The following is a 22,663-nucleotide window of genomic DNA, read 5'->3' on the forward strand; positions in this document are numbered from 1 at the left end:
ACGGCAGTTGTGAAGACGAACACCAGCGCCGCCCCCACAGTCGAAGGGAGCCGACCGTGCACGCCGTCATCCTCGCCGGAGGCAAGGGCGTCCGACTGCGCCCGTACACCACCGCTCTGCCCAAACCGCTCGTCCCGATCGGCGATCAGCACGCGATCCTGGAGATCGTGCTGCGTCAGCTCGCCGCGTCCGGCTTCACCACGGCCACCATCGCCATCGGCCACCTGGGCCACATCATCCGTGCCTACGTCGGCAACGGCGCCCGCTGGGGCCTGCGCGTCGGCTACTCCAGCGAGGACAGCCCGCTGGGCACCATGGGCCCGCTCCTGACGATGATGGACCGGCTGCCCGAGCACTTCCTCGTCATGAACGGCGACATCCTCACCGACCTCGACTACGCCGAGGTGCTCCGCGGCCACCGGACGTCCGGCGCGCCGCTGACGATCGCGACGTACGCCCGTGAGGTGCACATCGACTTCGGGGTGCTGACCACGGACGACTCCCGGGTCGTGGCCTTCACGGAGAAACCCAGGATGGACTGCCGCGTCTCGATGGGTGTGTACGGCGTATCCCGCGACACGCTCGCCACGTACACCCCGGGCCTGCCGCTCGGCTTCGACGAACTCGTCCTCGACCTGCTGAAGGCCGAGAACCCGCCGCGCGCCCACGAGTTCGACGGCTACTGGCTCGACATCGGCCGGCCCGACGACTACGACCGGGCCAACGCCGAGTTCACCACCCATCGTTCCCTGCTCCTGAAAGGAGTGTGACCGGCCGTGCGCATCCTCGTCCTGGGCCCCACCGGATACCTGGGCGGGCACATCGCCGAACGACTGCGCGCCCTGCCGGGCGTGCGGCTCCTCACCGGCGGCCGCCACCCCTACGACGACCTGCGGATCGATCTCGTGACGGCCTCGCCGGGCGCCCTCGCGGACCTCATCGACCACGCCGCGCCCGACGCGGTCGTCAACTGCGTGGGCGCTGTCGGCGGCAGTGCCCTGACCCTCGTCGACACCAACTCCCGTGTTCCCGCCGTCCTGTGCGAGGCGATGCATCTCGCGGCCCCGGCCGCCCGCCTGGTCCACCTGGGCTCCGCCGCCGAGTACGGCCCGACGATCCTCGGCGAGCAGACCCCGGAGAGCGCGCCGGCCCGGCCCGCGTCCCTGTACGGCGCGAGCAAGCTCGCGGGCACCCTCGCGGTCACCGGTTCCGGGCTCGACGCGGTGGTGCTGCGCGTGACGAACCCGGTGGGTCCCGGTGCGCCCCGCGCGGGTCTGCCGGGCCGCCTCACCGCCGAGATCCGGGCCGCCCTGCCCCACGACCCGCCCGGCACGGTGCAGGTCGGCGATCTGTCGGCGCACCGCGACTTCGTCGACGTACGCGATGTGGCGACGGCCGCGGCCCTCGCCCTGACCGCGCCCGGGCCGCTGCCGCCGGTCCTGAACATCGGCAGCGGTCACGCCGTCCCGGTGCGCGATCTGGTGCACGGACTGATCCGCGCGTCCGGGTTCCGCGGCCGGGTGGAGGAGACGCTCGGCGTCGTGGGCCGGTCCCCGTCGGTGCCCTGGCAGTGCGCCCAGGTCACCGCCGCCCGGCGCGAGTTGGGCTGGAGCGCGGAACACCCCCTGCACACCTCGCTGGCCGCGCTCTGGTCGGCGGACGGTGCGCCGGCCAGGGAGCTGCGATGAGACAGGGCCGGCTGCTCGTCCCGCTGTACGTCCACCCGGCCACGGACCCGGGCGCCTGGCAGGCCCTCGTCGTCGCGGCGCCGCAGCTCTACGGGGTGGTCCTGAACGTGACGGACGGTCCGGGCAGGGCCCCCGACCCCGCGTTCGCGGCGGCGTCCCGGGCGCTGCGCGAGGCGGGCGTCCGGGTCCTCGGCTACGTCGACACGGCGTACGGGGAACGGGAGCCGGGGCCCGTCACCGACGACGTGTCCCGGCACCGCGACTGGTACGGCGTCGACGGCTGTTTCCTCGACCGGGTGGCGCCGGGCCGCGGCGATCTGCGCCGCACCCGGCGCCTGGTCCGCTCGGCCCGGGACGAGGGGGCGTCGACCGTCGTACTGAACCCGGGGGTCCACCCGGCGTCGGGCTATGCGGGCGCCGCCGATCTGCTGGTCACGTTCGAGGGCCACTGGTCGACGTATCTGCGCGCGTTCGACGCCCCCCAGTGGACCGCCCGCCACTCCCCCGAACACTTCTGCCATCTGGTGTACGGGGTGCCCCCGACCCTGACCCGTCTCGCCGCCCGGACGGCGCTGCGCAGGGGCGCCGCCGTGCACTGCGCGGTCCCGGGTTCGGGGCCGAACCCGTGGACACGGCCGCCGGGGATGCCGGCGGAGGACGACGAGGAGGAGGAGCGGTGAGCCGCGCCCACCGGGGGCGGTCCGCGGTCCTCGCCACCGCCCTGCTCTGCCTGGGCGGCTGCGTGAGCGTCGGGAACGGGACGCAGCGCCCCTCGGACGGCCCCGCTCACACCGCCCGTTGGCAGCCCCGCCCCGGCACCGCCTGGCAGTGGCAGCTCGACGGCCGGGTCGACCCGAGCGTCGACGCCCCGGTGTACGACATCGACGGCTTCGAGAACACGGCCGCCGACGTGGCCCGGCTGCACCGCGCGGGACGCCACGTCATCTGTTACGTCAACGCGGGTGCGTGGGAGAACTTCCGCCCGGACCAGGACGCGTACCCGGACCGGATCCTGGGGCGGACGAACGGCTGGGCGGGCGAGCGCTGGGTCGACATCCGCCGGCTCGACGTGCTGGAACCGCTGCTGGCCCGGCGCTTCGACATGTGCCGCCGCAAGGGCTTCGACGCGGTCGAGCCGGACCTGCTCGACGGCTTCGTGAACCGCACCGGGTTCCCGCTCACCGCCCGGCACCAGCTCGCCTTCAACCGTATGGTCGCCCGGCTCGCCCATGAGCGGGGTCTGTCCGTCGGCCTGAAGAACGATCTCGACCAGGTCCCCGACCTCGTGCGGGACTTCGACTTCGCCGTGAACGAGGAGTGCGCCGAATTCGCGGAGTGCGCCTCGCTCGCCCCGTTCGTCAAGGCGGGCAAGGCGGTGTTCCACGTCGAATACGCGCTCCCCACCTCCGCTTTCTGCAGCGGCGCGAAGCAGCGGGGCTTCTCCTCGATGCGCAAGAAGCTGGAGCTGGCGGTGTGGCGGGCGCCCTGCTGAGGCCCGCCGCGGGGATCAGACGGCGGTCTGCGTGTGGACGTACTCGACCAGCCGGGTCAGCGCGTCCGGGTCGGTGCTCGGCAGCACGCCGTGCCCGAGGTTGAAGACGTGGCCCTCCAGGCCCGCCGCCGCGTCGAGCACCTCGCGCGCCTTGGCCTCGACGGCCTCGGGCGTGGAGAAGAGGATCGCCGGGTCGATGTTGCCCTGCAGCGCCTTGCCGGGGCCGACGCGGCGCGCGGCCTCGTCGAGCGGCACCCGCCAGTCGACGCCGACGACGTCCGCGCCGGCCTCGCCCATCAGCCCGAGCAGTTCACCGGTGCCGACACCGAAGTGGATGCGCGGCACGCCGTAGGACTCGACGGCCTGGAAGACCTTCTGCGAGGCGGGCATGACGGAGCGCCGGTAGTCGGCCGGGGACAGGGCGCCGACCCACGAGTCGAAGAGCTGCACGGCGCTCGCGCCGGCCTCGATCTGCACCTTCAGGAAGGCGGAGGTGATCTCGGCGAGCCGGTCGAGCAGGTCGGCCCACAGCTGCGGGTCGCCGTACATGAGGGCCTTGGTGTGCTCGTGGTTGCGGGAGGGTCCGCCCTCGACGAGGTAGCTCGCGAGGGTGAACGGCGCGCCCGCGAAGCCGATGAGCGGGGTGGCGCCGAGCTCCGCGGTGAGCAGGCCCATGGCCTCGGTGACGTAGGTGACGTCGTCCGGGGTCAGGTCGCGCAGCTGGGCGAGGTCGGCGCGGCTGCGGATCGGGTTGGCGACGACCGGGCCGACACCGGGCTTGATGTCGAGGTCGATGCCGATGGCCTTGAGGGGCACGACGATGTCGCTGAAGTAGATGGCCGCGTCGACGTTGTGGCGCCGCACCGGCTGCATCGTGATCTCGGCGACCAGCTCGGGCCGCGTGCACGACTCCAGCATCGGAATGCCTTCGCGCACCTTGAGGTACTCGGGCAGCGAACGCCCCGCCTGTCGCATGAACCACACCGGCGTGTGCGGCACGGGCTCACGCCTGCACGCCTTGAGGAAGGCGGAATCCTTGACGGCGTCGTGCGTCGCTGACGGCTGCTGGCCCGTGGCCTCGGTGTTGGCACTCACACGAGAGAGTCTCGCACGGCCCCCGCGTGTCACGGGAACGGCGTCGGCGACGGGTGTCCTTGCCTGCGCGCGGCGCTCCTTCCCCTTAACCTTCCCGGCATGGCTGCGGCTCAGGGACGACGGTCGGCAGCCCGGAAGACTCTGGCGACTCGAACGGGATGAGTGAATCGGTGCGGGAGGGGCAGAACGCTCGGGACATGAACGCTGCACAAGAGGATGACGCCACCCCCCTGGCCTTCCGCACGGCGGTCGACGCCCTGCGGTCCGCACGGCTGCGCCCGGAGATCGAGATCGATCCGACGCGCCCGCCGCAACGCCTGGCCCCCTTCTCCTATGCACTGGAGGCCACGGTCGTCGACGCGGCCGATGACGAAGCCCTGGCCGACGGACGCCTCGTGCTGCTCCACGATCCGGCCGGGCACGAGGCGTGGCACGGCACGTTCCGGCTGGTGACGCTGGTGCGCGCGGAGCTCGAGGCGGAGATGGCCGCCGATCCGCTGCTCCCCGACGTCTGCTGGTCGTGGCTGACGGGCGCGCTGCAGGCCCGCGGCCTCGCGTACGGAGAGCCGTCCGGCACGGTCACCCGCGCCAGTTCGCACTACTTCGGCGGGATCGGTGACCGGCCGCCCGCGTCGCAGATCGAGATCCGCGCGTCCTGGACGCCGCGCGAGGGCCGGGGCGGGGTGCCGGACACGGCCGCGCATCTCGCCGCGTGGTGCGAGCTGCTGTGCCAGGTCGCCGGCCTGCCGCCGGTGGCGGCGGGATCGAACGGTCCGGACGGCGCGGTGGTGACGCTGCCGCAGCGCCGGGGCCCCCATCCCTCCTGATTCCCGCTTTTCCGCAGCGATCAGCAACGACTGTTTTCGGCCGCGTCGGCAGTGCCCGACGCGGCCGTTTCTCGTTTTCTGACGGGCAAGACGGTCCCGGTGCGAACCGGTTCGATTCGGTTCGATCTTCGGATGATCGATAATGTGTCCGAATTGCGTGAATTGTTACTCACCAAATCGTGATCTTTCTCTAAAGGCGGGCGGGTTTGCTGCCGAAGACGACTGTGACCTTGAAAGCACGGTTCGTCCCGGCTTCTTCCCCGAGCCGGCCCCGTCCCGCACCCCAGGAGGCCTGGTGTCCGTTCTCCTCGAGCAGCCCTCAAGCCTGGTCGCCTACCGCCCGAACAAGCCAACCGCGATGGTGGTCGTGGCCGACCCCCGCGTCCGTTCCACCGTCACCCGCCATCTGTGGGCGCTCGGTGTTCGTGACGTGATCGAGGCCTCGTCCGTCGCGGAGGCTCGTCCCCGCATCGGCAACCCCCGCGACATCTGCGTCGCCGACGTCCACCTCCCCGACGGATCCGGCCTGACGCTTCTCTCCGAAACCCGAGCCGCGGGCTGGCCCAACGGGCTGGCCCTCTCCGCCGCCGACGACATCGGCGCCGTGCGCAACGCCCTCGCGGGCGGCGTCAAGGGCTATGTCGTCACCGGCACCCGCACGAACGTAGGACTCCCCACCCGCCCCGGCGCCGCCCCGATCGGGTCCGCGGCCGCCCGTATGCACCGCCGCCCCCCGGGTACCCCGAGCCACCCGGGCGGCTACCGCGAACTGTCCGGACGTGAGGTGGAGGTGCTCCGCCTGGTCGCCGAAGGGCAGTCGAACAAGGCCATCGGCGTCTCGATGGGCCTGTCCGCACTGACCGTCAAGAGCCATCTCGCCAGGATCGCCCGCAAGCTCGGCACGGGTGACCGGGCCGGCATGGTGGCGGTCGCCCTGCGCACCGGAATCATCCACTGATCGAAGACTGGCCGGATCTTTCCGGTTTACGCACCTTCAGCGCCCGTCGACGGAACGTTCCGTCGACGGGCGCCGTCCGTTCACAGATACCCTTGACAGGTGACCGACGCCCAAGAGACCGCAGCAGACAGTTCACTGCGCACCACCGGAGGCGCTCCTCCGGACGACGTCGAGACGGCGCCGATCCCCCTGCTCGAACCGCGCGAGGGCATTCCGCCGGTGATCGCCGACGAGACCGCGCTCGCCGAGATGGTCGCGGCCTTCGCCGCGGGCACCGGACCGGTCGCCGTCGACGCCGAGCGGGCTTCCGGTTATCGCTACGGGCAGCGCGCCTATCTGGTGCAGCTGCGCCGCGAGGGAGCCGGCTCCGCGCTGATCGACCCCGTCGCCTGCCCCGACCTGTCCGGGCTCGGTGCGGCCATCGCCGACGCCGAGTGGGACCTGCACGCCGCGACCCAGGACCTGCCGTGTCTGCGCGAAATAGGCATGGTGCCCTCGAAGCTGTTCGACACCGAGCTGGCCGGGCGGCTCGCCGGGTTCCCCCGCGTGGGCCTCGGCGCGATGGTCGAGAACGTGCTGGGTTACGTACTGGAGAAGGGGCACTCGGCGGTCGACTGGTCGACGCGGCCGCTGCCCGAGCCCTGGCTGCGCTACGCGGCCCTGGACGTCGAGCTGCTCGTCGATCTGCGCGACGCCCTGGAGAAGGAGCTGGACCGGCAGGGCAAGCTCGACTGGGCCCACCAGGAGTTCGAGGCGATCGCGTCGGCGCCGCCCGCGCCGCCCCGCAAGGACCCGTGGCGCCGCACGTCCGGCATGCACAAGGTGCGCAGGCGTCGGCAGATGGCCGTCGTGCGGGAGCTGTGGACCGCGCGGGACCGGGTCGCGCAGCGCCGTGACGTGTCACCGGGCAAGGTGCTCGGCGACGGGGCGATCGTCGAGGCGGCGCTCGCCCTGCCGCCCAATGTGCACGCGCTGTCGGGACTGCCCGGCTTCGGGCACCGCATGGGGCGACGTCAGCTGGAGCAGTGGCAGGCCGCCGTGGACCGGGCCAGGGCGCTGCCGGACTCGGAGCTGCCGCAGCCGGGCCAGCCGGTGGCCGGGCCGCCGCCGCCCCGGGCCTGGGCGGACAAGGACCCGGCCGCGGCGGCGCGGCTGTCCGCGGCGCGGGCCGGGGTGTCGACGCTGGCCGAGGCGCTGAACATGCCGCAGGAGAACCTGATCACGCCGGACACGGTGCGCAGGGTGTGCTGGGAGCCGCCGGCCTCCGTGGACACCGACTCCGTGGCGGCGGCGCTGGCCTCGCACGGGGCGCGGCGCTGGCAGGTGGAGCAGGTGACGCCGGTGCTCGTGACGGCACTGTCGGCGCACGGCTGAGCCGACGCCCGTCCGCCGTCCGGCCGAGTCCACCGGAGTCCGGCGGAGTTTCAACAGGGTCCCGTGTCCCGTACGTCCGCGTACGGGACACGGGACCCTGTCGTTGTTGCAGAACCCGGACATCCCCAGCGTTTTGAACGTGCTCAAAACTCGTTAGTTTCTGAGCATGTTCAAAAACAAGGGGAGCGGGTCGGTACGGCCGGGCTACGGCGACTGGGTGCGGGACTTCGAGGCCGCTCGGGAGGAGCGGGCGGCGGGCGGGGATCCGGAGTGGGAGCGGGGCGCGCGGCTGCCCGCCGCGCTCGTGCGCAGCGTCCAGCGGTTCCAGGTCGGCGAGGACGGGGACGGCGCCGAGCTGCTCGCGAAGGCCGAGCGGGCCGGTGACCCCGAATACACCGCGGCCGCCCGGCTGTTCGTCGCCGAGGAGCAGAACCACGCCCGGCTGCTCGCGGCCGTGCTGACGGCCGCCGGGGCGAACACGCTGGGCGCGCACTGGACCGACGCCGCGTTCGTGCGGCTGCGGCGGCTGCTCGGGCTGCGGCTCGAACTGCTCGTCCTGATGGTCGCCGAGGTCGTGGCCCTCAGGTACTACCGGGCGCTGCGGGACGGCTCCCCCGATCCGCTGCTCGCCGAGGTGGCCGGGCGGATCCTGGCCGACGAGGAACGCCATGTGCCGTTCCACTGCCGGCGGCTGCGCGAGGGCTTCGCCCGGCTGCCGCGGCCCGCGAAGCGGGCGGTGACCACGGCGTGGCGGGCGCTGCTCGCGGGGGCCGCGGTCGTGGTCGCGGCGGACCACGGGGGCGCCCTGCGGCGGTGCGGGGTGACCCGCCGGGCCTTCGTGCGGGACGTCGTCTTCTCGTCCGTCCGGATGGCGGCGGTGATCGACGGCAGGGGTGTGACGTTCGCCGCTCCGGCCGAGGGGACTGGGCAGCATGGTTACCCGCAAGTAGCATGAGGGGGTGAGCGCGCGCTCAGTCGCGCGCCGCGGCAGTGCCGTCCCGCATCTTGGAGGAGAGCCATCGTGCCTCGTACCGTCAGGGACGTCGTCTTCGTCGACGGCGTCCGCACCCCGTTCGGCAAGGCGGGCCCGAAGGGCATCTACCACGAGACCCGCGCCGACGACCTCGTCGTGAAGGCCATCCGGGAGCTGCTGCGCCGGAACCCGAACCTGGACCCGAAGCAGATCGACGAGGTCGCCATCGCCGCGACCACGCAGATCGGCGACCAGGGCCTGACCCTCGGCCGCACGGCGGGCATCCTCGCGGGCCTGCCGCAGTCGGTCCCGGGCTACTCGATCGACCGCATGTGCGCCGGTGCGCTCACGGCCGTCACCACCGCCGCGGGCTCCGTCGCGTTCGGCGCGTACGACGCCGTCATCGCCGGTGGTGTCGAGCACATGGGCCGCCACCCCATGGGCGAGGGCGTCGACCCGAACCCGCGCTTCGTGTCCGAGAAGCTCGTCGACGAGTCCGCCCTGTTCATGGGCATGACCGCCGAGAACCTGCACGACCGCTACCCGCACATCACCAAGCAGCGCGCCGACGAGTACGCCGTGCGCTCGCAGGAGAAGGCGGCGAAGGCGTACGCGAACGGGAAGATCCAGCAGGACCTGGTCCCGATCTCGGTGCGCAACACCAACGCCGAGGTCGGCGAGACCGGCTGGGGTCTGGTGACCGCCGACGAGCCGATGCGCCCGGGCACGACCCTGGAGAACCTCGCGGGTCTCAAGACGCCGTTCCGCACGCACGGCCGCGTCACCGCCGGTAACGCCGCCGGTCTGAACGACGGCGCCACCGCCTCGATCATCGCGAGCGAGGACTTCGCCCGCGAGAACAACCTGCCGGTCAAGATGCGTCTCGTCTCCTACGCCTTCGCGGGCGTGGAGCCGGAGGTCATGGGCTACGGCCCGATCCCGGCCACGGAGAAGGCGCTCGCCAAGGCGGGCCTGTCCATCGAGGACATCAACCTCTTCGAGGTCAACGAGGCGTTCGCCGTCCAGGTCCTCGCGTTCCTGGACCACTACGGCATCGCCGACGACGACGCGCGCGTCAACCAGTACGGCGGCGCCATCGCGTTCGGTCACCCCCTCGCCTCCTCCGGCGTCCGTCTGATGACGCAGCTGGCCCGCCAGTTCGAGGAGCAGCCGGAGGTCCGTTACGGCCTCACCACCATGTGCGTCGGCTTCGGCATGGGCGCCACGGTGATCTGGGAGAACCCGCACCACAAGGACGCCGGAGGCGACAAGTGAGCACCACCACCGCTGAGCTCCTCAAGGGTGCCGCCGAGCTGTTCCCCGGCGAGGTCGTGACGTCCGCGCACGTACGCCACCTGGAACTGCCGTACGGCGCCGGCCGGTTCGCGCTGATCACGCTGGACAACGGCTTCGACCACACCAAGCCGACCACCTTCGGCCCCGGCTCGCTGGCGAACCTGAACGCCGCCGTCGACCAGGTCGAGAAGGAGGCGGCCGACGGTGACATCGTCGGTGTCGGCATCACCGGCAAGCCGTTCATCTTCGCGGTCGGCGCCGACCTCAAGGGCGTCGAGCTGCTGAAGAACCACGACGACGCGCTCGCCATCGGCAAGGGCGGCCACGAGGTCTTCAAGCGCCTCTCCGGCCTCGCCGTGCCGACGTTCGCGTACTACAACGGTGCCGCCATGGGCGGTGGCGTCGAGGTCGGTCTGCACTGCTCGTACCGCACCGTCTCGAAGGCCCTGCCCGCCTTCTCGCTGCCCGAGGTCTTCCTCGGCCTGGTCCCCGGCTGGGGCGGCTGCGCGCTGCTGCCGAACCTGATCGGTGCCGACAAGGCCGTCTCGGTGATCATCGAGAACTCGCTCAACCAGAACAAGCAGCTCAAGGGCAAGCAGGTCTTCGAGCTCGGGATCGCCGACGCGATCTTCGAGGGCGCGGACTTCCTGGAGCAGTCGCTGATCTGGACCGCTCAGGTGCTGAAGGGCGACGTCAAGGTCGAGCGTGCGGACGTCGACCGCGGCGAGGCCTGGGACCAGGCCGTCGCGCGCGGCAAGTTCATCGCCGACGGCAAGGTGCACGGCGCGGCCCCGGCCGCGTACCGCGCCCTGGAGATCATCGCCGCCGCGAAGAGCGGGGACCTGCAGGCCGGGTTCGACGCCGAGGACCAGGCGCTCGCCGACCTCATCATGGGCGGCGAACTGCGCGCCGGCATCTACTCGTTCAACCTGGTGCAGAAGCGCGGCAAGCGCCCCGCCGGCGCCCCGGACAAGAACCTGGCGCGCCCGGTCACCAAGGTCGGCGTCGTCGGCGCCGGTCTGATGGCCTCGCAGCTCGCGCTGCTCTTCCTGCGCCGTCTTGAGGTGCCGGTCGTGCTGACCGACATCGACCAGGAGCGCGTCGACAAGGGTGTGGGCTACGTCCACGCCGAGATCGACAAGCTGCTCGGCAAGGGCCGCATCAACCAGGACAAGGCCAACCGCCTGAAGGGGCTCGTCTCCGGCGTGCTCGACAAGGCCGAGGGCTTCGCCGACGCCGACTTCATCATCGAGGCCGTCTTCGAGGAGATCGGCGTCAAGCAGCAGGTGTTCGCCGAGGTCGAGGCCGTCGCCCCGGCGCACGCGATCCTCGCCACCAACACCTCGTCCCTCTCGGTGTCCGAGATGGCGTCGAAGCTGAAGCACCCCGAGCGGGTCGTCGGCTTCCACTTCTTCAACCCGGTCGCGACCCTCCCGCTCCTGGAGATCGTGCGCGGCGAGCAGACCGACGACGCGGCCCTGGCCACGGCGTTCGGCGTCGCCAAGAAGCTGAAGAAGACCGCGGTCCTCGTGAAGGACGCCCCGGCGTTCGTCGTGAACCGCATCCTGACCCGCTTCATGGGCGAGATCCAGAACGTCATCGACGAGGGCACCCCCGTCGAGGTCGCCGAGAAGGCCGTCGAGCCGCTCGGTCTGCCGATGTCGCCGCTGGTCCTCCTGGAGCTGGTCGGCCCGGCCATCGGTCTGCACGTCTCGGAGACCCTGAACCGCGCCTTCCCGGAGCGCTTCACGGTGTCCCCGAACCTCGCGGCGGTCGTCAAGGCGGGCAAGCGCGGCTTCTACGTCTACGATTCCGGCAAGCCGGAGCTGGACCCCGAGGTCGCCGCGCTCCTCAAGCAGGGCGATGTCGTCCTGACCGAGGAGCAGGTCCGCGACCGCGTGCTCGACGCCGTGGCCCAGGAGATCGGGCTCATGCTCGACGAGGGTGTCGTCGCCGAGGCCCAGGACATCGACCTGTGCCTGATCACCGGTGCGGGCTGGCCCTTCCACCTGGGCGGCATCACGCCGTACCTGGACCGTGAGGGCGTCTCGGAGCGGGTGAACGGCAAGCGGTTCCTGGAGGCCGGTGTCGCGAGCGTTCCGGCCTAACGGGTAGCGCTTCGTCCCGAGTCGATTCAGGGGCGTGGGGCGGCTGCCGACCGGCTGTGGCTGGTCGGGCACATGCGGCGGCAGCCGCATGTCGACGCCGTCCCGCGCCCCTTTCGGGGCTACAGCACCTGGTGCCACGCCTCCAGGGCGAGGCCCGGCTCGTCCTTGCGGCGGGTGAGGTGCATGCGGGACGGGTTGCCCGGAACGTAACTCGCCGCCACCACAAGGCCGTTGACGTCCTCCGCGAGGGAGACGCGGGCGTCCGGCGGGAGGGCGGGGCCCGACTCCGCCCACCACGCGCCCGCCGATTCGAGTTCCGTGGGGTACGCGGCGAAGGCGACCCGGCCGCTGTGCGCGCGCTGGGCGAGCAGCGTGCAGTCCACGTCGTCCAGCCGGCAGCGGATGGCCGACACCGGGCCCGCGCCCGCCGCGTCCAGGACGCGCACCGGGGCCTCGTCGCCGCGCCAGGCGCACAGGGCGCCGTCGTCGTCGGTGAAGAAGAGCGTGACGTGGTCCGCCGAGGTGGGCAGAGCGTGGAGCGTGTCCGGGCGGACCGCCGCCGGCTGCGGCTTCTCGTCCTGCACCGGAGTCTCGCCCGACTTCTCCTGACGCCAGCGCAGGATGCCCTCGGTAGTGGCCGCGTACAGCGTGATCAGCCCCGACTCCCCTGCCACGGCGGCGAGTTCACCGCGTACACCCTTGCCCTTGAGGTCGCGCCACGGGCCCCAGCCGCCCTTTTCCAGCTGGGCGCGCATGCTGACCCCGCCGCCCTTGTTGCGGACGAAGACGTGGGCGCGGCCCTGTGCGTCGACGGCGGTCGCGGGTGGGCCCGTGCGGTCGCCCTTCTTGTTCGGGTGGCCGATGGGCGTCCAGTCGAGCGCCGCGAGATGCGGCTGGAAGTGCGTCGAGTGGACCAGGCCCGATTCGCCGGGGACCGTGGGGCGCCACGACACCAAGTGGGCGTATTCGCCCGGGCCCTGGGCGACGGCCAGGACCGTGTGCAGGCGCTGGTCGCCGCCCACGACACGCGAGGCCGTCCAGGCGCCGCCGGGGGTGCGTTCGGTGCGGCAGACGATCGCGTCGCCGTCGGGGGCGTACGCGTAGGCGCAGAGTCCGCCGTCGCGTCCGCGTATCAGCCAGTCGCCGTTCACCGTTCCACCTTAAGTGGGGGTGGAACATACGTCCTTCCCACCCCCGGCCGTCACAGCCGCTTCGCGCTGCGGAACAGGCCCGCGTAGAAGCCGTTGCCGTCGATGCGTGAGGTGCCGCCCTTGTCGCCCATGGTCGGTCCGTTGACCTCCTTGCGGCTGGAGATGAAGACGCGGTGACCGTCGGCGTCGAGCCCCAGGTACAGGGCGACGTGGTCCATGTGGTTGCCGGTGCGGTGGTCCATCTTGAAGAACAGCAGGTCACCGGGTTGCAGCACGTCGATGTTGGTCGGGCGCGTGTACCAGGGCGCGGGGCCCTGGATCTTGATGATGTCGACGCCGACCTTGGAGCGGGCCATCCCGTCCGCGGTGCGCGCGAGGCCGTCGCCCACCTTGTTGGTGGCGGCCAGCGGGAAGCGGGCCCGGTAGCCCCACACCATGCGCATGAAGCCGGAGCAGTCGAGCGAGCGGAACCGCTCCTTGTGCGCCTGCATGGTGGTGCCGTCGCGGAAGGTGTAGGGGGTGCCCAAGTAGTCGTAGAAGTCGTTCTGTTCGAGGCGGTCGACGCCGTCCTCCTTGAACGGCCCGAAGGAGGCGTCGCCCGCGTACTGGATGCCCTCGTCGTCCTTCTTCGCCGGCGCGCCCTCCGCGTACTGGAAGGCGTACGCGAAGATGTCGTCCTCCTCGCTGCCGTAGAACTCCTTGAACCAGTCCTTGAACCACTTCTCCTTCTCGGCGCCCTTGCGCCAGGCCTCCGGCATCAGTCGCACCCAGTCCTCGGTCACGACACGGGACTTGGTGTTGGAGGGCTCGCTGAAGGTGCGCGAGGGTCCCTTGAGGGTGGCGGTGCGGGCGCCGTCGGTGAAGGTGGCGAGGACCTGGCCGCCCTCACCGCGCAGCACGGACCGCTCGGGGTTCTTCAGGCGCTCCCAGGTCTGCTTGCCGACCTTCTGTCCGGTGCTGGTCTCCAGCAGCGGTGAGTCGGTGACGGCCTGCACGGCGGGGGCCTTCTGCTGCTCGTCCTTCTTCAGCTCCACGGTGAGGTAGCCGCTGGCGCCGAGGAGGGCGAGCACGGTGACGGCGTGCAGGACGGGGCGCTTCTTCTTGGGAGGCATGAAAGTCGGCTCCGGTCGGGTGGTCGGCGGTCAGGCGGTCAGACGGACGGCATGAAGCCGAGAAGGATCGCGGCGGTCAGGACGACGTACGCCATGAGCGTCACCGAGCCGGTCGCGAGGAGGGTGGGCCCCTTGGGCTGGCGCACCAGCTGGTACGCGATGAGGCCGGGCACGATGAAGCCGAGCGTCTGGTTCGCGTACATCAGCGGGAACTCCAGGGACAGCACGATCATGACCGTGGCCTGGAGCGTGACGCCGAGCAGCACGACGGCCGCGAAGAGCCGCTTGCCGTAGAGGATCACGAACTTCTGCATCAGGAGCGTGCCGACGTACGTCAGGACGGTGACGCCGACGACCATCGCGGCGCGCTGCAGGTCCTCGACGAGGGTGAGGGCCAGCCAGCCGGGCGTGATCATGCCGCCGGGCGACAGGTTCGTCGTCAGGTAGCAGATCAGGGAGAACAGCAGCCCGATGGCGATACCCACCGCGGCGATCTCGGGGGTGAGGACGGAGGGGATCAACGGTGCTGCTCTCCTGCGGGGTTGTGCCACTGCTCGATGTCGTCGGCGGGCGGAGTCGGGGGAACGACCGGCTCGAACAGGCCGCGGGGGGCGGGCGGTTCGACGTGCCGCTGCTGCGGGTACGGCTGGTGCGCGTCGCGCTGCACGGGCACGGCCGGCGGCGTCGCGTACCGGTTCTCGTACGCGGGCGAGTACGGCTGGTACGGGTCGATGTGCGGGGCGTACAGCTGGACCGTCTCGACGTGCCGGGGCGGCTCGGCCGCGGGTGCGGTGTCGTCGGGGCTCTCGTCGGCCGGGAGTTCGGCGAGGTACTCCAGGAGGTGCTCGCCCTGGCCGTGGATGTTGCCGATGGCGACGAGCGAGGTGTCCGGGCCGAGACGGCCGAGGAGCTGGCCCATGAACTCGTCGGGGTCGCGGCGGTCGCCGCCGAGGTCGACGGCCCGGTCGCGGTAGGCGGCGGGGATCGCGTCGATCGCGGACTTGGCGGGGTGGCCGATGACGAAGACGTGCTCGGGGTCGAGCTCGGGGATGATCTCGCCCATCTGCCCGTTGCGCTCGACGCGGTCGGGGCGGCAGTTGATGACGACGTTGAGCGGGCGGTGGATGGCACCGAGGTCGAGCAGCTGGTTGATGTTCATCAGCGTCGACTCGGGGTCGTTGGCCGCGAAGACGTTGGCGAAGCGGAGCTTCTTGTCGTCGGGGGTCAGATAGCGCTCGACGGAGAGGACGCCCGGGTCCGGCGGGGCGTCGTACATGCCCTGGAGTGCGGTCTCCCGGTCGACGCCGAGGAGGTCGGCGACGACGAGGGCGATGGCGACGTTCTCCTTGAACGTGAACCAGCTGAAGCCGCGCAGTTCCTCGTCGGTGACCATCTCGGGGTCGGCGTAGACCAGCTTGCAGTTCCGGGCGTCCGCCTCCTCCTGGAGGATGTGGAAGCGGTCCACCTCAGCCGTGACGCAGATGCCGTTCTCCGGCATCGAGCGGCACAGCGAGCGGGCCACGTCGTCGAGGGTGGGGCCCATCTCGGCGAGGTGGTCCTCACGGACGTTGCACAGCACGCCGATCGTGGAGCGGATCAGCTTGGACTGGTTGATCTCCTGGAGGGCCGGCATGACCGCCATGCACTCGATGACCAGGGCGTCCGGGTGGTACGCGGCAGCGCGGCGGACGATGCCGATCTGCTCGACGACGTTGGCGATGCCGAATTTGCGGTAGACCGGCTCCTCGGTGGCGTCGGGGTGGATGAAACGGGCCGCGGTGCCGGTGGTCTTGGCGACCGTGGTCAGGTCGCCGCCGCGCAGGGCGCCCGCGCACAGGCGGGTGATGGACGACTTGCCGCGGATGCCGTTCACGAGGACGCGGGTCGGGATGTGGTCGAGGTTGATGTAGTGCCGCCGCTGTTCGATCACTCCGGCGATCAGCAGGACGGCCCCGCACACCACGAGCACGGTGTAGAGGAAGAGCACGGGTGGTTCCTAGTTCCTTCCGGCTCCGGCGGGCGTGCGCGGGGGGCCGCCCTGCCGTCGCTGCTGTTGCTGCCGGCCCTGGAGCTGCTGCCGGACGAGTTCGAGGCTGCGGGTGACGGCGCCGACCTCGTCGTGGTGACGCGGGTACAGCACCGTCTTGCGGTCGCCGTCGGCCAGCTTCTCGGCCTGGCGGGCCAGTTCGCGCAGCGGGCGGACGACGACGATGTGCAGCCAGCCGAGGCAGGCCGCGGCCGCGGTGATGCCGAGCAGTCCGGCGAGCACGGTGCGGTTCTGGTACTGGTACTCGGGGATCGCGAGGCCGGACGCGGGCTGCCAGCTGACGACGGTCCAGCCCAGTTCCTTGGCGGCGCCGCCGCCGGCGAACGGGGCGGCCCCGGCGAGCTGTACGGCGCCGTCGTCGCGGTAGAGCACCCCGCTGGGCTTGGCGGCCATGCCGACCTTCTGGTTGGTGGCGTCGGCCAGCTCGTCGATCCGGGAGGGCAGCTTCTGGAACTCGCGGTAGCCGGAGTTGCCCGCGATGACCTTGCGGTCGGCGTCGACGACCCGGACGGTGCCGAGGCCGGGACGCTTGAGGAGCGAGTTGAGGAAGTCGATGCGGAATTCGCCGACGACGGCGGCGCCGTCGCGGCCCGGGATCTCGGCGGTGCCGAGGATCACCGGCTTCTTCCCGGAGTCGTCGAGGACCCGCAGCGGCTTGGCGGAGGGACCCTTGCCCGCGGGGCTGTGCACGTCGCCGCCCGCCTTGGCGACGATCGCGCCGTGGGTGTCGAGGACGTACAGCGCGTCGTAGCGGGGGTGTTCCGTCATGGTCCGCTGAAGGACCTCGGTGATCTGCGCCGGTTCGGTGCGGTCGCCGACCAGGGTGCCGACGGCGGCGAGGTCGGCGTGGCCCTCGTTCAGGGCGCGCCGGACCCGGTCGGCAAGGGTGTCGGTGCGCTCGCGCTGGTCGCTGACCATCTGCTGCGGGACGGCGACGTCGTCACCGGCCCGGTTGAGGAAGAGGACCAGTGGCACGCACCACACGAGCAGCAGCGCGCCGCTGACCGCGACGAGGGCACGGGTGCCGAGGCGGCCGCGGACGGGCCGCGTCTCGTCGCTCTCGCCGAGCAGCTGGCGGCGCAGCCGCTCCAGGGCGTTGCCGATGCGGGCGCCCTCGCCGTAGCGGGGCACGGACACCGGCCGGGTCAGGTCGCCGCGGGTGAGGCGGCGGCTCTCCAGGAACAGCCGGATCAGCGGGCGCTGCACGGTGCCGAGCAGCAGCGCGACGGTGACCGCGCCGATGAGGATCAGGGCGCCCGCGGCGAGCAGGCCGAAGGCGAGGGAGGCGACGTGCGTGGCGTCGTCGGTGACGTGGACCAGGGTGACGACGGTGAGCCCGAGCTCGCTGGCCCGGGTGAACTCGCCGGCCTCGGGGCCGGTGAGGGAGGCGTATCCGGCGAGGGCGCGGTCGCCCTGCACGGTGTCGCCGAGCAGGGAGCCGCTGACGCCGAGGTAGCCGCCGGAACCGGGTTCCTTGGTCTTGGACGGTTCGCGGGAGGCCTTGCGCGCGGCCGTCTTCGCGAAGTCGTCGAGCTGCTTGCGGGAGGCGGCGGACGCCTCCTTCACGGTGTCGGACAGGATCTGCTCGGGCGCGAGGATGCCGTCGCTGCTGAGCACGGCGCCCTGGGAGTCGACGACGGCGATGGCGCGGAACTTGCCGAGGCTGACGCCGGGGAACTTCAGGCTGCTGGTGGTGACCAGGAGCTGCTGGGGGCGGCCCTCCCAGGAGAGCAGGGCCAGGGTGAGCAGCCGGGTCTCGCCGTTGTCCAGGCGGATCAGGCGGGGCCGCAGCCCGCCCTCGACGGAGAGCTTGGTCCGGTCGATCGCGGTGACCGGCACGTTCTCCCCGCGGGCGGCGAGCATCTTGCCCGACTTGATCTCGATGACGGCGGAGCCGCGCCACTTCTGGTAGACGTTGCCGACCTTGTCGAGGACGGTGTCGGCGCTGACCGGCTGGCCCGCGCTGAACAGGTTGGCCGTCCGGTTGAGGTCGGTGATGGACTCGTCGAGCGACGCGCGCAGGGCGACGGCGCCGTCCTCCGCGAAGTGCTGCTGGGACTGGAGCACCGCTTTGGGCACGGGCCCGTCGCCGGACCGTCCGATGGTGAGGGCGGTGATTCCGGCCAGAGCGAGGAGCAGGACCGACAGCAGTGCGATGGGCGGCCGGATGCCGCCGATCAGCGACATGTCGGCCCGCTTGCGGACCTTGTGCCGTCGCTTCACCTGGGAAGCGGCCAACGGTGGGCTCCTCTGCTGGAGTTGTTGATGTGCCGGACGGTCGTACGACATTCCCCCGGATGTCGCACATGGAGACGCACAGAACACAAGCGTGCGATCCAGTAACTCCCGACCCGAACCGGAAGCGGATGGTTGTACGAAATCAGCCCAATGTGATGCACGGCACAGTTTGAGCCGTGCATCTCCGCGATCGAGCGGGCGCTACGGCAGCGGGTTCAGCGGTTCGAGGCCGTCCTGGCCGGCGCCGCGGTTGAGGAGCGTGCCTTCGGTACGTTCGAACGCGAGGCGGTAGCGGGCCCGCTGCTGCGCGCTCAGGCCGTCGCCGTCGCGCAGGGCCGCGGCCACGTCCACGAGGCGGTGGTCCTTGACGGACCCCTTGGGCACGGCGCCGTTCTCGTCCGGGTCCGGCGGGATGTCGATGAAGGTCGGCACGTACTTGGCCCGTACGTCCCAGGTGCCGCCGCGCTCGGTGAACTCGAACCAGCCGGTGACGCCCTCCTCGGACAGCCCGCTGGGCACCTCGTGCCGGGCGATCTGGTTGCCGAGGCCGTACGCGACCCAGGTGTCGCCGATCTTCTCCATCGGCTGCACCACATGGGCGTGGTGGCCGATGACCAGGTTGATGCCGGTCTGCTTCGCGATGCGCCGGGCGAGGTCGAGCTGGACCGCGTTGGGCGTGGGCTGGTGCTCGCGCCCCCAGTGGATGCTCAGGATGACGACATCGGCGCCGGCCTTGCGCGCCCGCTGCTCGGCCGCCTTGATGGCCCTGATCGAGGTCTGGTTGACCAGCCACGGCTTGTTCTCGGGGATCGTGTGACCGTTGAAGCCGCCCGCGAAGGAGAGCTGGGCGACCTTGACGCCCTTGACGTCGAGAATGTTCGGCTTCTGCGCCTCGGCGGCGCTGCGGGCCGAGCCCGTGTGCTTGACGCCGGCCTTGTCGAGGGCGTTCAGGGTGTTGGTGACGCCGGTCGCCCCGTGGTCGAGGCTGTGGTTGGAGGCGGTGGAGCAGGTGTCGTAGCCGATGTTCTTGATCGTCGTCGTGATCTGCGGCGGCACGATGAACGCGGGGAAGCTCTCGAAGGGCCCCTTCGGGCTGGCCGACGCCACCGGCTCGAAGTGACAGATGGCGAGGTCCGCCTTGCTGATCACGGGCTTGATGCCGGCCATGATCGGGTCGAAGTCGAGCCCCGCCACGCCCTTGCCGGTCTCCTTGGCGTCCTTGCCCGCCTGCTCGGTCAGCTCCGGGTGGATGAGGATGTCGCCCGCCGCGGCGACGGTGAACGAACGGCCCGCGTCGCCGTCGGCCGTGTCGTCGTCCGAGCCGGAGGGACCGCAGGCGGCGGCGCCGGCAAGCAGGGCGGCGAGGGCGGTACCGGCTATGCCGGTGCGGCTGCGACGGGTGGTGCGAGAGGGGCGTCTGTTCACCCGGCTATCTTTATACAACTATGACGGCCAACCGGACAAAGACGGTAACAATTGCAACAATCCTGGTCGTTGTTGCCACAGTGACCACCGCACTGCTGCTCTCCGCGGCCCGACAGGACGCCGGGCCGGACCGCACTTCCGACGCCGGGTCCGACGGGCGCGCCGACGTGGATCTGCTGGCCCGCGTCACCGGGTACACGGCCCGCTTCGGGGCCGACACCGGATATCTGGAGCCGTCCCGCCGCGACCGCGAGACCGTCGCGCAGGGCGTCGGCCTTCTTCTCGACGGCAAGCTCGAACGGGCCCGACAGCGCCTGTCCGACGTCGACTTCACCGTGCGGACGCTCACCGATTCCGGGACGGGACGGCGCTTCACGGAGATCGCCGACCGCACCGACGAGGGCCCGTCGCCCCGTGGCTGGGGCCGGGTGTACCTCGCCGACGACGGCACCCACGAGGACCGCCGCTGGACCGTCCAGGTCCCGCACCCGGTCGCCGACCGGAACACGGAGCGCGTCGGCGTCGGGGTCCTGCGCGGTTCTCGCGGCGGGATCATGGTCATTGCAGGTGCGCATCGCAAAGCAGGTCGGGGGGACGCGTCGGACGTCGCGCACCGCCGGGACACCGCGTTCGACGCCGTCTGCGACCTGCTGGCCGAGCGGGGCCGGCCCGCTGTGCAGGTGCACGGCTTCGCCGACGACTCCGCTCCGCGTCACGACGTCGTCGCCTCCACGGGGCGCGGCACGGCCGCGCGGACCGAGGGCCGCCGCCTCGCCGACGCGCTGCGCGGGCGCGGCTTCGACGTGTGCCGCGCCTGGGCCCGCTCCTGCCCGCTGGAGGGGCGCACCAACGTTCAGGGCCGCAAGGCCTCGGCGCAGGACGTACCGTTCCTGCACATCGAGTTGAGCAACCGGGTCCGTACGGACGAGGCGCGCACGGCCCGCGCCGTCGCGGCCGTCGGCCGGGTCACGGACCTGTGGCGGAAGGGCGAGCGGCCATGACGACCTTGCTGGTGGTGGACGGCGCGAACGTCGTCGGGTCCGTCCCCGACGGCTGGTGGCGCGACCGGCACGCGGCCGCCGTGCGGCTGCGCGACCGTCTCGCGGAGTACGCCGAGCGGCACCCGGACGAAGAGGTGGTGCTGGTGGTCGAGGGCCGGGCCCGCGGGGTCGCGTCGCGGCCCGGGGTGCGGGTCGAGGACGCCCCCGGCGAGGGCGACGACCACATCGTGGCGGTGGCCGCGGGCGCGACGGGGCCGTGCGTGGTCGTGACGGCGGACCGCGAACTGCGCCGCAGGGTCGAGGAGTCGGGGGCCCGCTGCGTGGGCCCCCGGACGGTGTACCCGTAGCGGGGCGGGGCCCGGGCTCACTGCCGCCGTACGTACACCACGGCCCCGTCCACGTCCCCGGCCACCTCGTACGCCGCCAGCATCCGCCGCAGTGACCGGGTTCTCTCCACTCCGTACGGCTTGCCCCTGGAGTCGTCCACGACGAGCCGCGGCGCCCTCCGCGCGAACTCCTCCCGGAACACGTCCCAGGCGCCCGCCACCGCGTACCTCTCCCCCACCTGGGGCCCGTCCCGCCCCCCGCTGTAGTTCGTGAGCAGCCCGGCCGTCAGGAAGCGGCTGGCGGGCTCTCTGCCGGCCATCCAGTACGTCTCCGGGTGTATGCCCCACACCAGCACCGGCTCCCGCGGGTCGGAGTGCGTCCGCACCTCGCGGGCGACGCGCTGGGCGTGCGCGAGCTCGGGGTGCGGCGCGAGCATCCCCCACGTGACGAACAGCAGGCAGCAGCACGCGGAGGTGAGCAGCGCCGTGACGAGCCGCTCGCGCGGCAGGATCTGCAGCGCCGCGGTGCCCAACAGGGCCAGGGGCGGGATGAGTTGCAGGTAGTAGTGCCCGAAGAAGTGGAAGCCGAGCAGGACCGCGCCGGCGGACGAGCCGAGCCACAGCCACAGCTCCGCGCACCCGGTGCGGGCGATGCGCAGGACCCGTACGACCGGGGGCAGGATCCCGGCGCAGGCCACCGCGAGGATCGCCGCGTTCGTCAAACCCCGTGCCAGCACGTGGAGTTCGGAGCCGGTGAACGAGGCGTACGCGCCCGATCCCGTCACCGTCCAGAACAGGAAGCCCGCCGGGTCGGTGGCGAGGGCGGCCCCGAGCACCGGCACCGCGATGCCGCCCGCGCACCGCACCACGTCCCTGCGCGGCGCCCCGCACCGCCACAGCATCCAGGCGACGGGCACCAGGACCGCTCCGCCGGTCTGCTTGGCCAGGAACGCACCGGCGACGGCGGCCCCGCACCAGCCCCAGCGGCGCCGGTCCGCGCACCACAGGGCGGCCGCGGTCCACGGCAGCATGAACACCTCGAAGGTGGCGGCCTGCGCGTCCTGTGGGTTGAGCCCGATCGAGGCCAGCAGGTACAGCACGCCCGCGGTGCGGCCCGCCGTGTCGCCCCAGCGCCGGCGCGCGAACGAGGCGAGCAGCAGGGCCGTGATCAGCTGCGCGGCGACGGCGCAGACCCGCAGCGGGGTGAGCGAGCCGGAGCCGAAGACGGCGAACGCGGCCTCGTACAGCCAGGGCACGAGCGGTGGTTTGCGGTCGACGACGGTCTCGTACAGCCGGCCGCCGTGCGCCAACATCCGCGCCTGGACGGCGAGATAGCCCTCGTCGGGGTTCCACAGCGGCACGGTGAAGGACGGGACGCGGGTGGCACAGGCGAGGAGGGCGAGCAGGGGGACGAGCCGTGGCCAGTAGGCGCGGGCGGGTCTGCGGTCCGAGGCACCCCGGCGGTCTTCGGATACGTACGGTAGTGATGTCCGCGCCTGGGTGAGCATGGGCGCCAAACTATCCGGCCCCGCAGTCCGCATCGAAGCGGGAC

Annotated in this window: 20 protein-coding genes; 12 read left to right on the plus strand and 8 right to left on the minus strand. The window is 71.8% G+C overall.

Annotation, left to right across the window (positions count from 1 at the left end; genetic code table 11):
* The first annotated feature begins 56 nt into the window (after positions 1 to 56).
* From ACQUQD_RS09840 to ACQUQD_RS09855, 4 genes are read left to right on the plus strand one after another with little or no spacing between them, the layout of a single operon-like run.
* On the plus strand, positions 57 to 770 hold the full coding sequence (locus tag ACQUQD_RS09840; protein WP_428951660.1) for a nucleotidyltransferase family protein: 714 nt from the start codon (positions 57 to 59) through the stop codon (positions 768 to 770).
* A 6-nt stretch (positions 771 to 776) separates the two neighbouring features.
* Complete coding sequence (locus tag ACQUQD_RS09845) at positions 777 to 1,688, plus strand: NAD-dependent epimerase/dehydratase family protein (RefSeq protein ID WP_428951661.1); 912 nt, start codon at positions 777 to 779, stop codon at positions 1,686 to 1,688.
* On the plus strand, positions 1,685 to 2,368 hold the full coding sequence (locus tag ACQUQD_RS09850) for a spherulation-specific family 4 protein (protein WP_428951662.1): 684 nt from the start codon (positions 1,685 to 1,687) through the stop codon (positions 2,366 to 2,368). Before ACQUQD_RS09845 ends, ACQUQD_RS09850 begins: the two co-directional genes overlap by 4 nt.
* The gene (locus tag ACQUQD_RS09855; protein WP_428951663.1) at positions 2,365 to 3,180 is read left to right on the plus strand and encodes an endo alpha-1,4 polygalactosaminidase; all 816 of its coding nucleotides are present in this window, start codon (positions 2,365 to 2,367) and stop codon (positions 3,178 to 3,180) included. Before ACQUQD_RS09850 ends, ACQUQD_RS09855 begins: the two co-directional genes overlap by 4 nt.
* 15 nt (positions 3,181 to 3,195) lie before the next feature.
* On the opposite strand, the gene hemE is transcribed toward ACQUQD_RS09855, so the two are convergent.
* On the minus strand, positions 3,196 to 4,275 hold the full coding sequence (gene hemE, locus ACQUQD_RS09860; RefSeq protein WP_428951664.1) for a uroporphyrinogen decarboxylase: 1,080 nt from the start codon (positions 4,273 to 4,275) through the stop codon (positions 3,196 to 3,198).
* A gap of 197 nt (positions 4,276 to 4,472) precedes the next feature.
* Here hemE and ACQUQD_RS09865 point away from each other — a divergent pair, with 197 nt between their 5' ends.
* The 6 genes from ACQUQD_RS09865 to ACQUQD_RS09890 all read left to right on the plus strand — a co-directional run bounded on the left by ACQUQD_RS09865 (position 4,473) and on the right by ACQUQD_RS09890 (position 11,811).
* A complete protein-coding gene (locus ACQUQD_RS09865; protein ID WP_428951665.1) occupies positions 4,473 to 5,102 on the plus strand; it encodes a DUF3000 domain-containing protein in 630 nt (209 codons plus the stop codon).
* 295 nt (positions 5,103 to 5,397) lie between these two features.
* The gene (locus ACQUQD_RS09870) at positions 5,398 to 6,060 is read left to right on the plus strand and encodes a LuxR C-terminal-related transcriptional regulator (protein WP_428951666.1); all 663 of its coding nucleotides are present in this window, start codon (positions 5,398 to 5,400) and stop codon (positions 6,058 to 6,060) included.
* A gap of 99 nt (positions 6,061 to 6,159) precedes the next feature.
* Positions 6,160 to 7,434 (plus strand): HRDC domain-containing protein, encoded by a 1,275-nt coding sequence (locus tag ACQUQD_RS09875; RefSeq protein ID WP_428951667.1) that lies wholly within the window; start codon positions 6,160 to 6,162, stop codon positions 7,432 to 7,434.
* A gap of 166 nt (positions 7,435 to 7,600) precedes the next feature.
* Positions 7,601 to 8,389 (plus strand): ferritin-like domain-containing protein, encoded by a 789-nt coding sequence (locus tag ACQUQD_RS09880; protein WP_428951668.1) that lies wholly within the window; start codon positions 7,601 to 7,603, stop codon positions 8,387 to 8,389.
* A 66-nt stretch (positions 8,390 to 8,455) separates the two neighbouring features.
* Positions 8,456 to 9,682 (plus strand): thiolase family protein, encoded by a 1,227-nt coding sequence (locus ACQUQD_RS09885; protein WP_255975510.1) that lies wholly within the window; start codon positions 8,456 to 8,458, stop codon positions 9,680 to 9,682.
* Positions 9,679 to 11,811 carry a 3-hydroxyacyl-CoA dehydrogenase NAD-binding domain-containing protein gene (locus ACQUQD_RS09890; RefSeq protein WP_428951669.1) on the plus strand — a complete coding sequence of 711 codons (2,133 nt, stop codon included), beginning with the start codon at positions 9,679 to 9,681 and terminating at the stop codon, positions 11,809 to 11,811. The genes ACQUQD_RS09885 and ACQUQD_RS09890 overlap by 4 nt, the downstream gene beginning before the upstream one ends.
* A gap of 119 nt (positions 11,812 to 11,930) precedes the next feature.
* On the opposite strand, the gene ACQUQD_RS09895 is transcribed toward ACQUQD_RS09890, so the two are convergent.
* From ACQUQD_RS09895 to ACQUQD_RS09920, 6 genes are all read right to left on the minus strand, one after another.
* The gene (locus tag ACQUQD_RS09895) at positions 11,931 to 12,962 is read right to left on the minus strand and encodes a hypothetical protein (RefSeq protein ID WP_428951670.1); all 1,032 of its coding nucleotides are present in this window, start codon (positions 12,960 to 12,962) and stop codon (positions 11,931 to 11,933) included.
* 50 nt (positions 12,963 to 13,012) lie between these two features.
* Positions 13,013 to 14,074: an NlpC/P60 family protein gene (locus ACQUQD_RS09900; RefSeq protein WP_428951671.1), complete on the minus strand. Its 1,062-nt coding sequence runs from the start codon at positions 14,072 to 14,074 to the stop codon at positions 13,013 to 13,015.
* Positions 14,075 to 14,112: 38 nt separating this feature from the next.
* Positions 14,113 to 14,595 carry a poly-gamma-glutamate biosynthesis protein PgsC/CapC gene (locus tag ACQUQD_RS09905; RefSeq protein WP_428951672.1) on the minus strand — a complete coding sequence of 161 codons (483 nt, stop codon included), beginning with the start codon at positions 14,593 to 14,595 and terminating at the stop codon, positions 14,113 to 14,115.
* Positions 14,592 to 16,061 (minus strand): poly-gamma-glutamate synthase PgsB, encoded by a 1,470-nt coding sequence (gene pgsB, locus ACQUQD_RS09910; RefSeq protein ID WP_428951673.1) that lies wholly within the window; start codon positions 16,059 to 16,061, stop codon positions 14,592 to 14,594. Before pgsB ends, ACQUQD_RS09905 begins: the two co-directional genes overlap by 4 nt.
* Before the next feature lie 9 nt (positions 16,062 to 16,070).
* The gene (locus ACQUQD_RS09915) at positions 16,071 to 18,308 is read right to left on the minus strand and encodes a HAMP domain-containing protein (RefSeq protein WP_428957505.1); all 2,238 of its coding nucleotides are present in this window, start codon (positions 18,306 to 18,308) and stop codon (positions 16,071 to 16,073) included.
* Between the two features lie 252 nt (positions 18,309 to 18,560).
* The gene (locus tag ACQUQD_RS09920; protein ID WP_428951674.1) at positions 18,561 to 19,784 is read right to left on the minus strand and encodes a CapA family protein; all 1,224 of its coding nucleotides are present in this window, start codon (positions 19,782 to 19,784) and stop codon (positions 18,561 to 18,563) included.
* Positions 19,785 to 19,864: 80 nt separating this feature from the next.
* Between ACQUQD_RS09920 and ACQUQD_RS09925 the strand changes: the two genes are divergently transcribed.
* Complete coding sequence (locus ACQUQD_RS09925; protein WP_428951675.1) at positions 19,865 to 20,785, plus strand: hypothetical protein; 921 nt, start codon at positions 19,865 to 19,867, stop codon at positions 20,783 to 20,785.
* Positions 20,782 to 21,132, plus strand: coding sequence for an NTP pyrophosphohydrolase (locus ACQUQD_RS09930; RefSeq protein WP_428951676.1), 351 nt, complete (start codon positions 20,782 to 20,784; stop codon positions 21,130 to 21,132). The genes ACQUQD_RS09925 and ACQUQD_RS09930 overlap by 4 nt, the downstream gene beginning before the upstream one ends.
* Before the next feature lie 17 nt (positions 21,133 to 21,149).
* On the opposite strand, the gene ACQUQD_RS09935 is transcribed toward ACQUQD_RS09930, so the two are convergent.
* Entirely contained in the window at positions 21,150 to 22,619 is a 1,470-nt protein-coding gene (locus ACQUQD_RS09935) for an ArnT family glycosyltransferase (RefSeq protein WP_428951677.1), read from the minus strand.
* Between the last annotated feature and the right edge of the window lie 44 nt (positions 22,620 to 22,663).

This window comes from Streptomyces sp. cg35, from assembly GCF_050410835.1.
In the GTDB taxonomy this organism is placed as follows: domain Bacteria; phylum Actinomycetota; class Actinomycetes; order Streptomycetales; family Streptomycetaceae; genus Streptomyces.

What these genes read in the sequence shown, in the direction of transcription:
- ACQUQD_RS09880 (WP_428951668.1), top strand. Translation starts at nt 7,601, where the DNA reads ATGTTCAAAAACAAGGGGAGCGGGTCGGTACGGCCGGGCTACGGCGAC.
- ACQUQD_RS09915 (WP_428957505.1), bottom strand. Translation starts at nt 18,308, where the DNA reads ATGTCGCTGATCGGCGGCATCCGGCCGCCCATCGCACTGCTGTCGGTC.
- ACQUQD_RS09930 (WP_428951676.1), top strand. Translation starts at nt 20,782, where the DNA reads ATGACGACCTTGCTGGTGGTGGACGGCGCGAACGTCGTCGGGTCCGTC.
- ACQUQD_RS09935 (WP_428951677.1), bottom strand. Translation starts at nt 22,619, where the DNA reads ATGCTCACCCAGGCGCGGACATCACTACCGTACGTATCCGAAGACCGC.
- ACQUQD_RS09850 (WP_428951662.1), top strand. Translation starts at nt 1,685, where the DNA reads ATGAGACAGGGCCGGCTGCTCGTCCCGCTGTACGTCCACCCGGCCACG.
- ACQUQD_RS09865 (WP_428951665.1), top strand. Translation starts at nt 4,473, where the DNA reads ATGAACGCTGCACAAGAGGATGACGCCACCCCCCTGGCCTTCCGCACG.
- ACQUQD_RS09900 (WP_428951671.1), bottom strand. Translation starts at nt 14,074, where the DNA reads ATGCCTCCCAAGAAGAAGCGCCCCGTCCTGCACGCCGTCACCGTGCTC.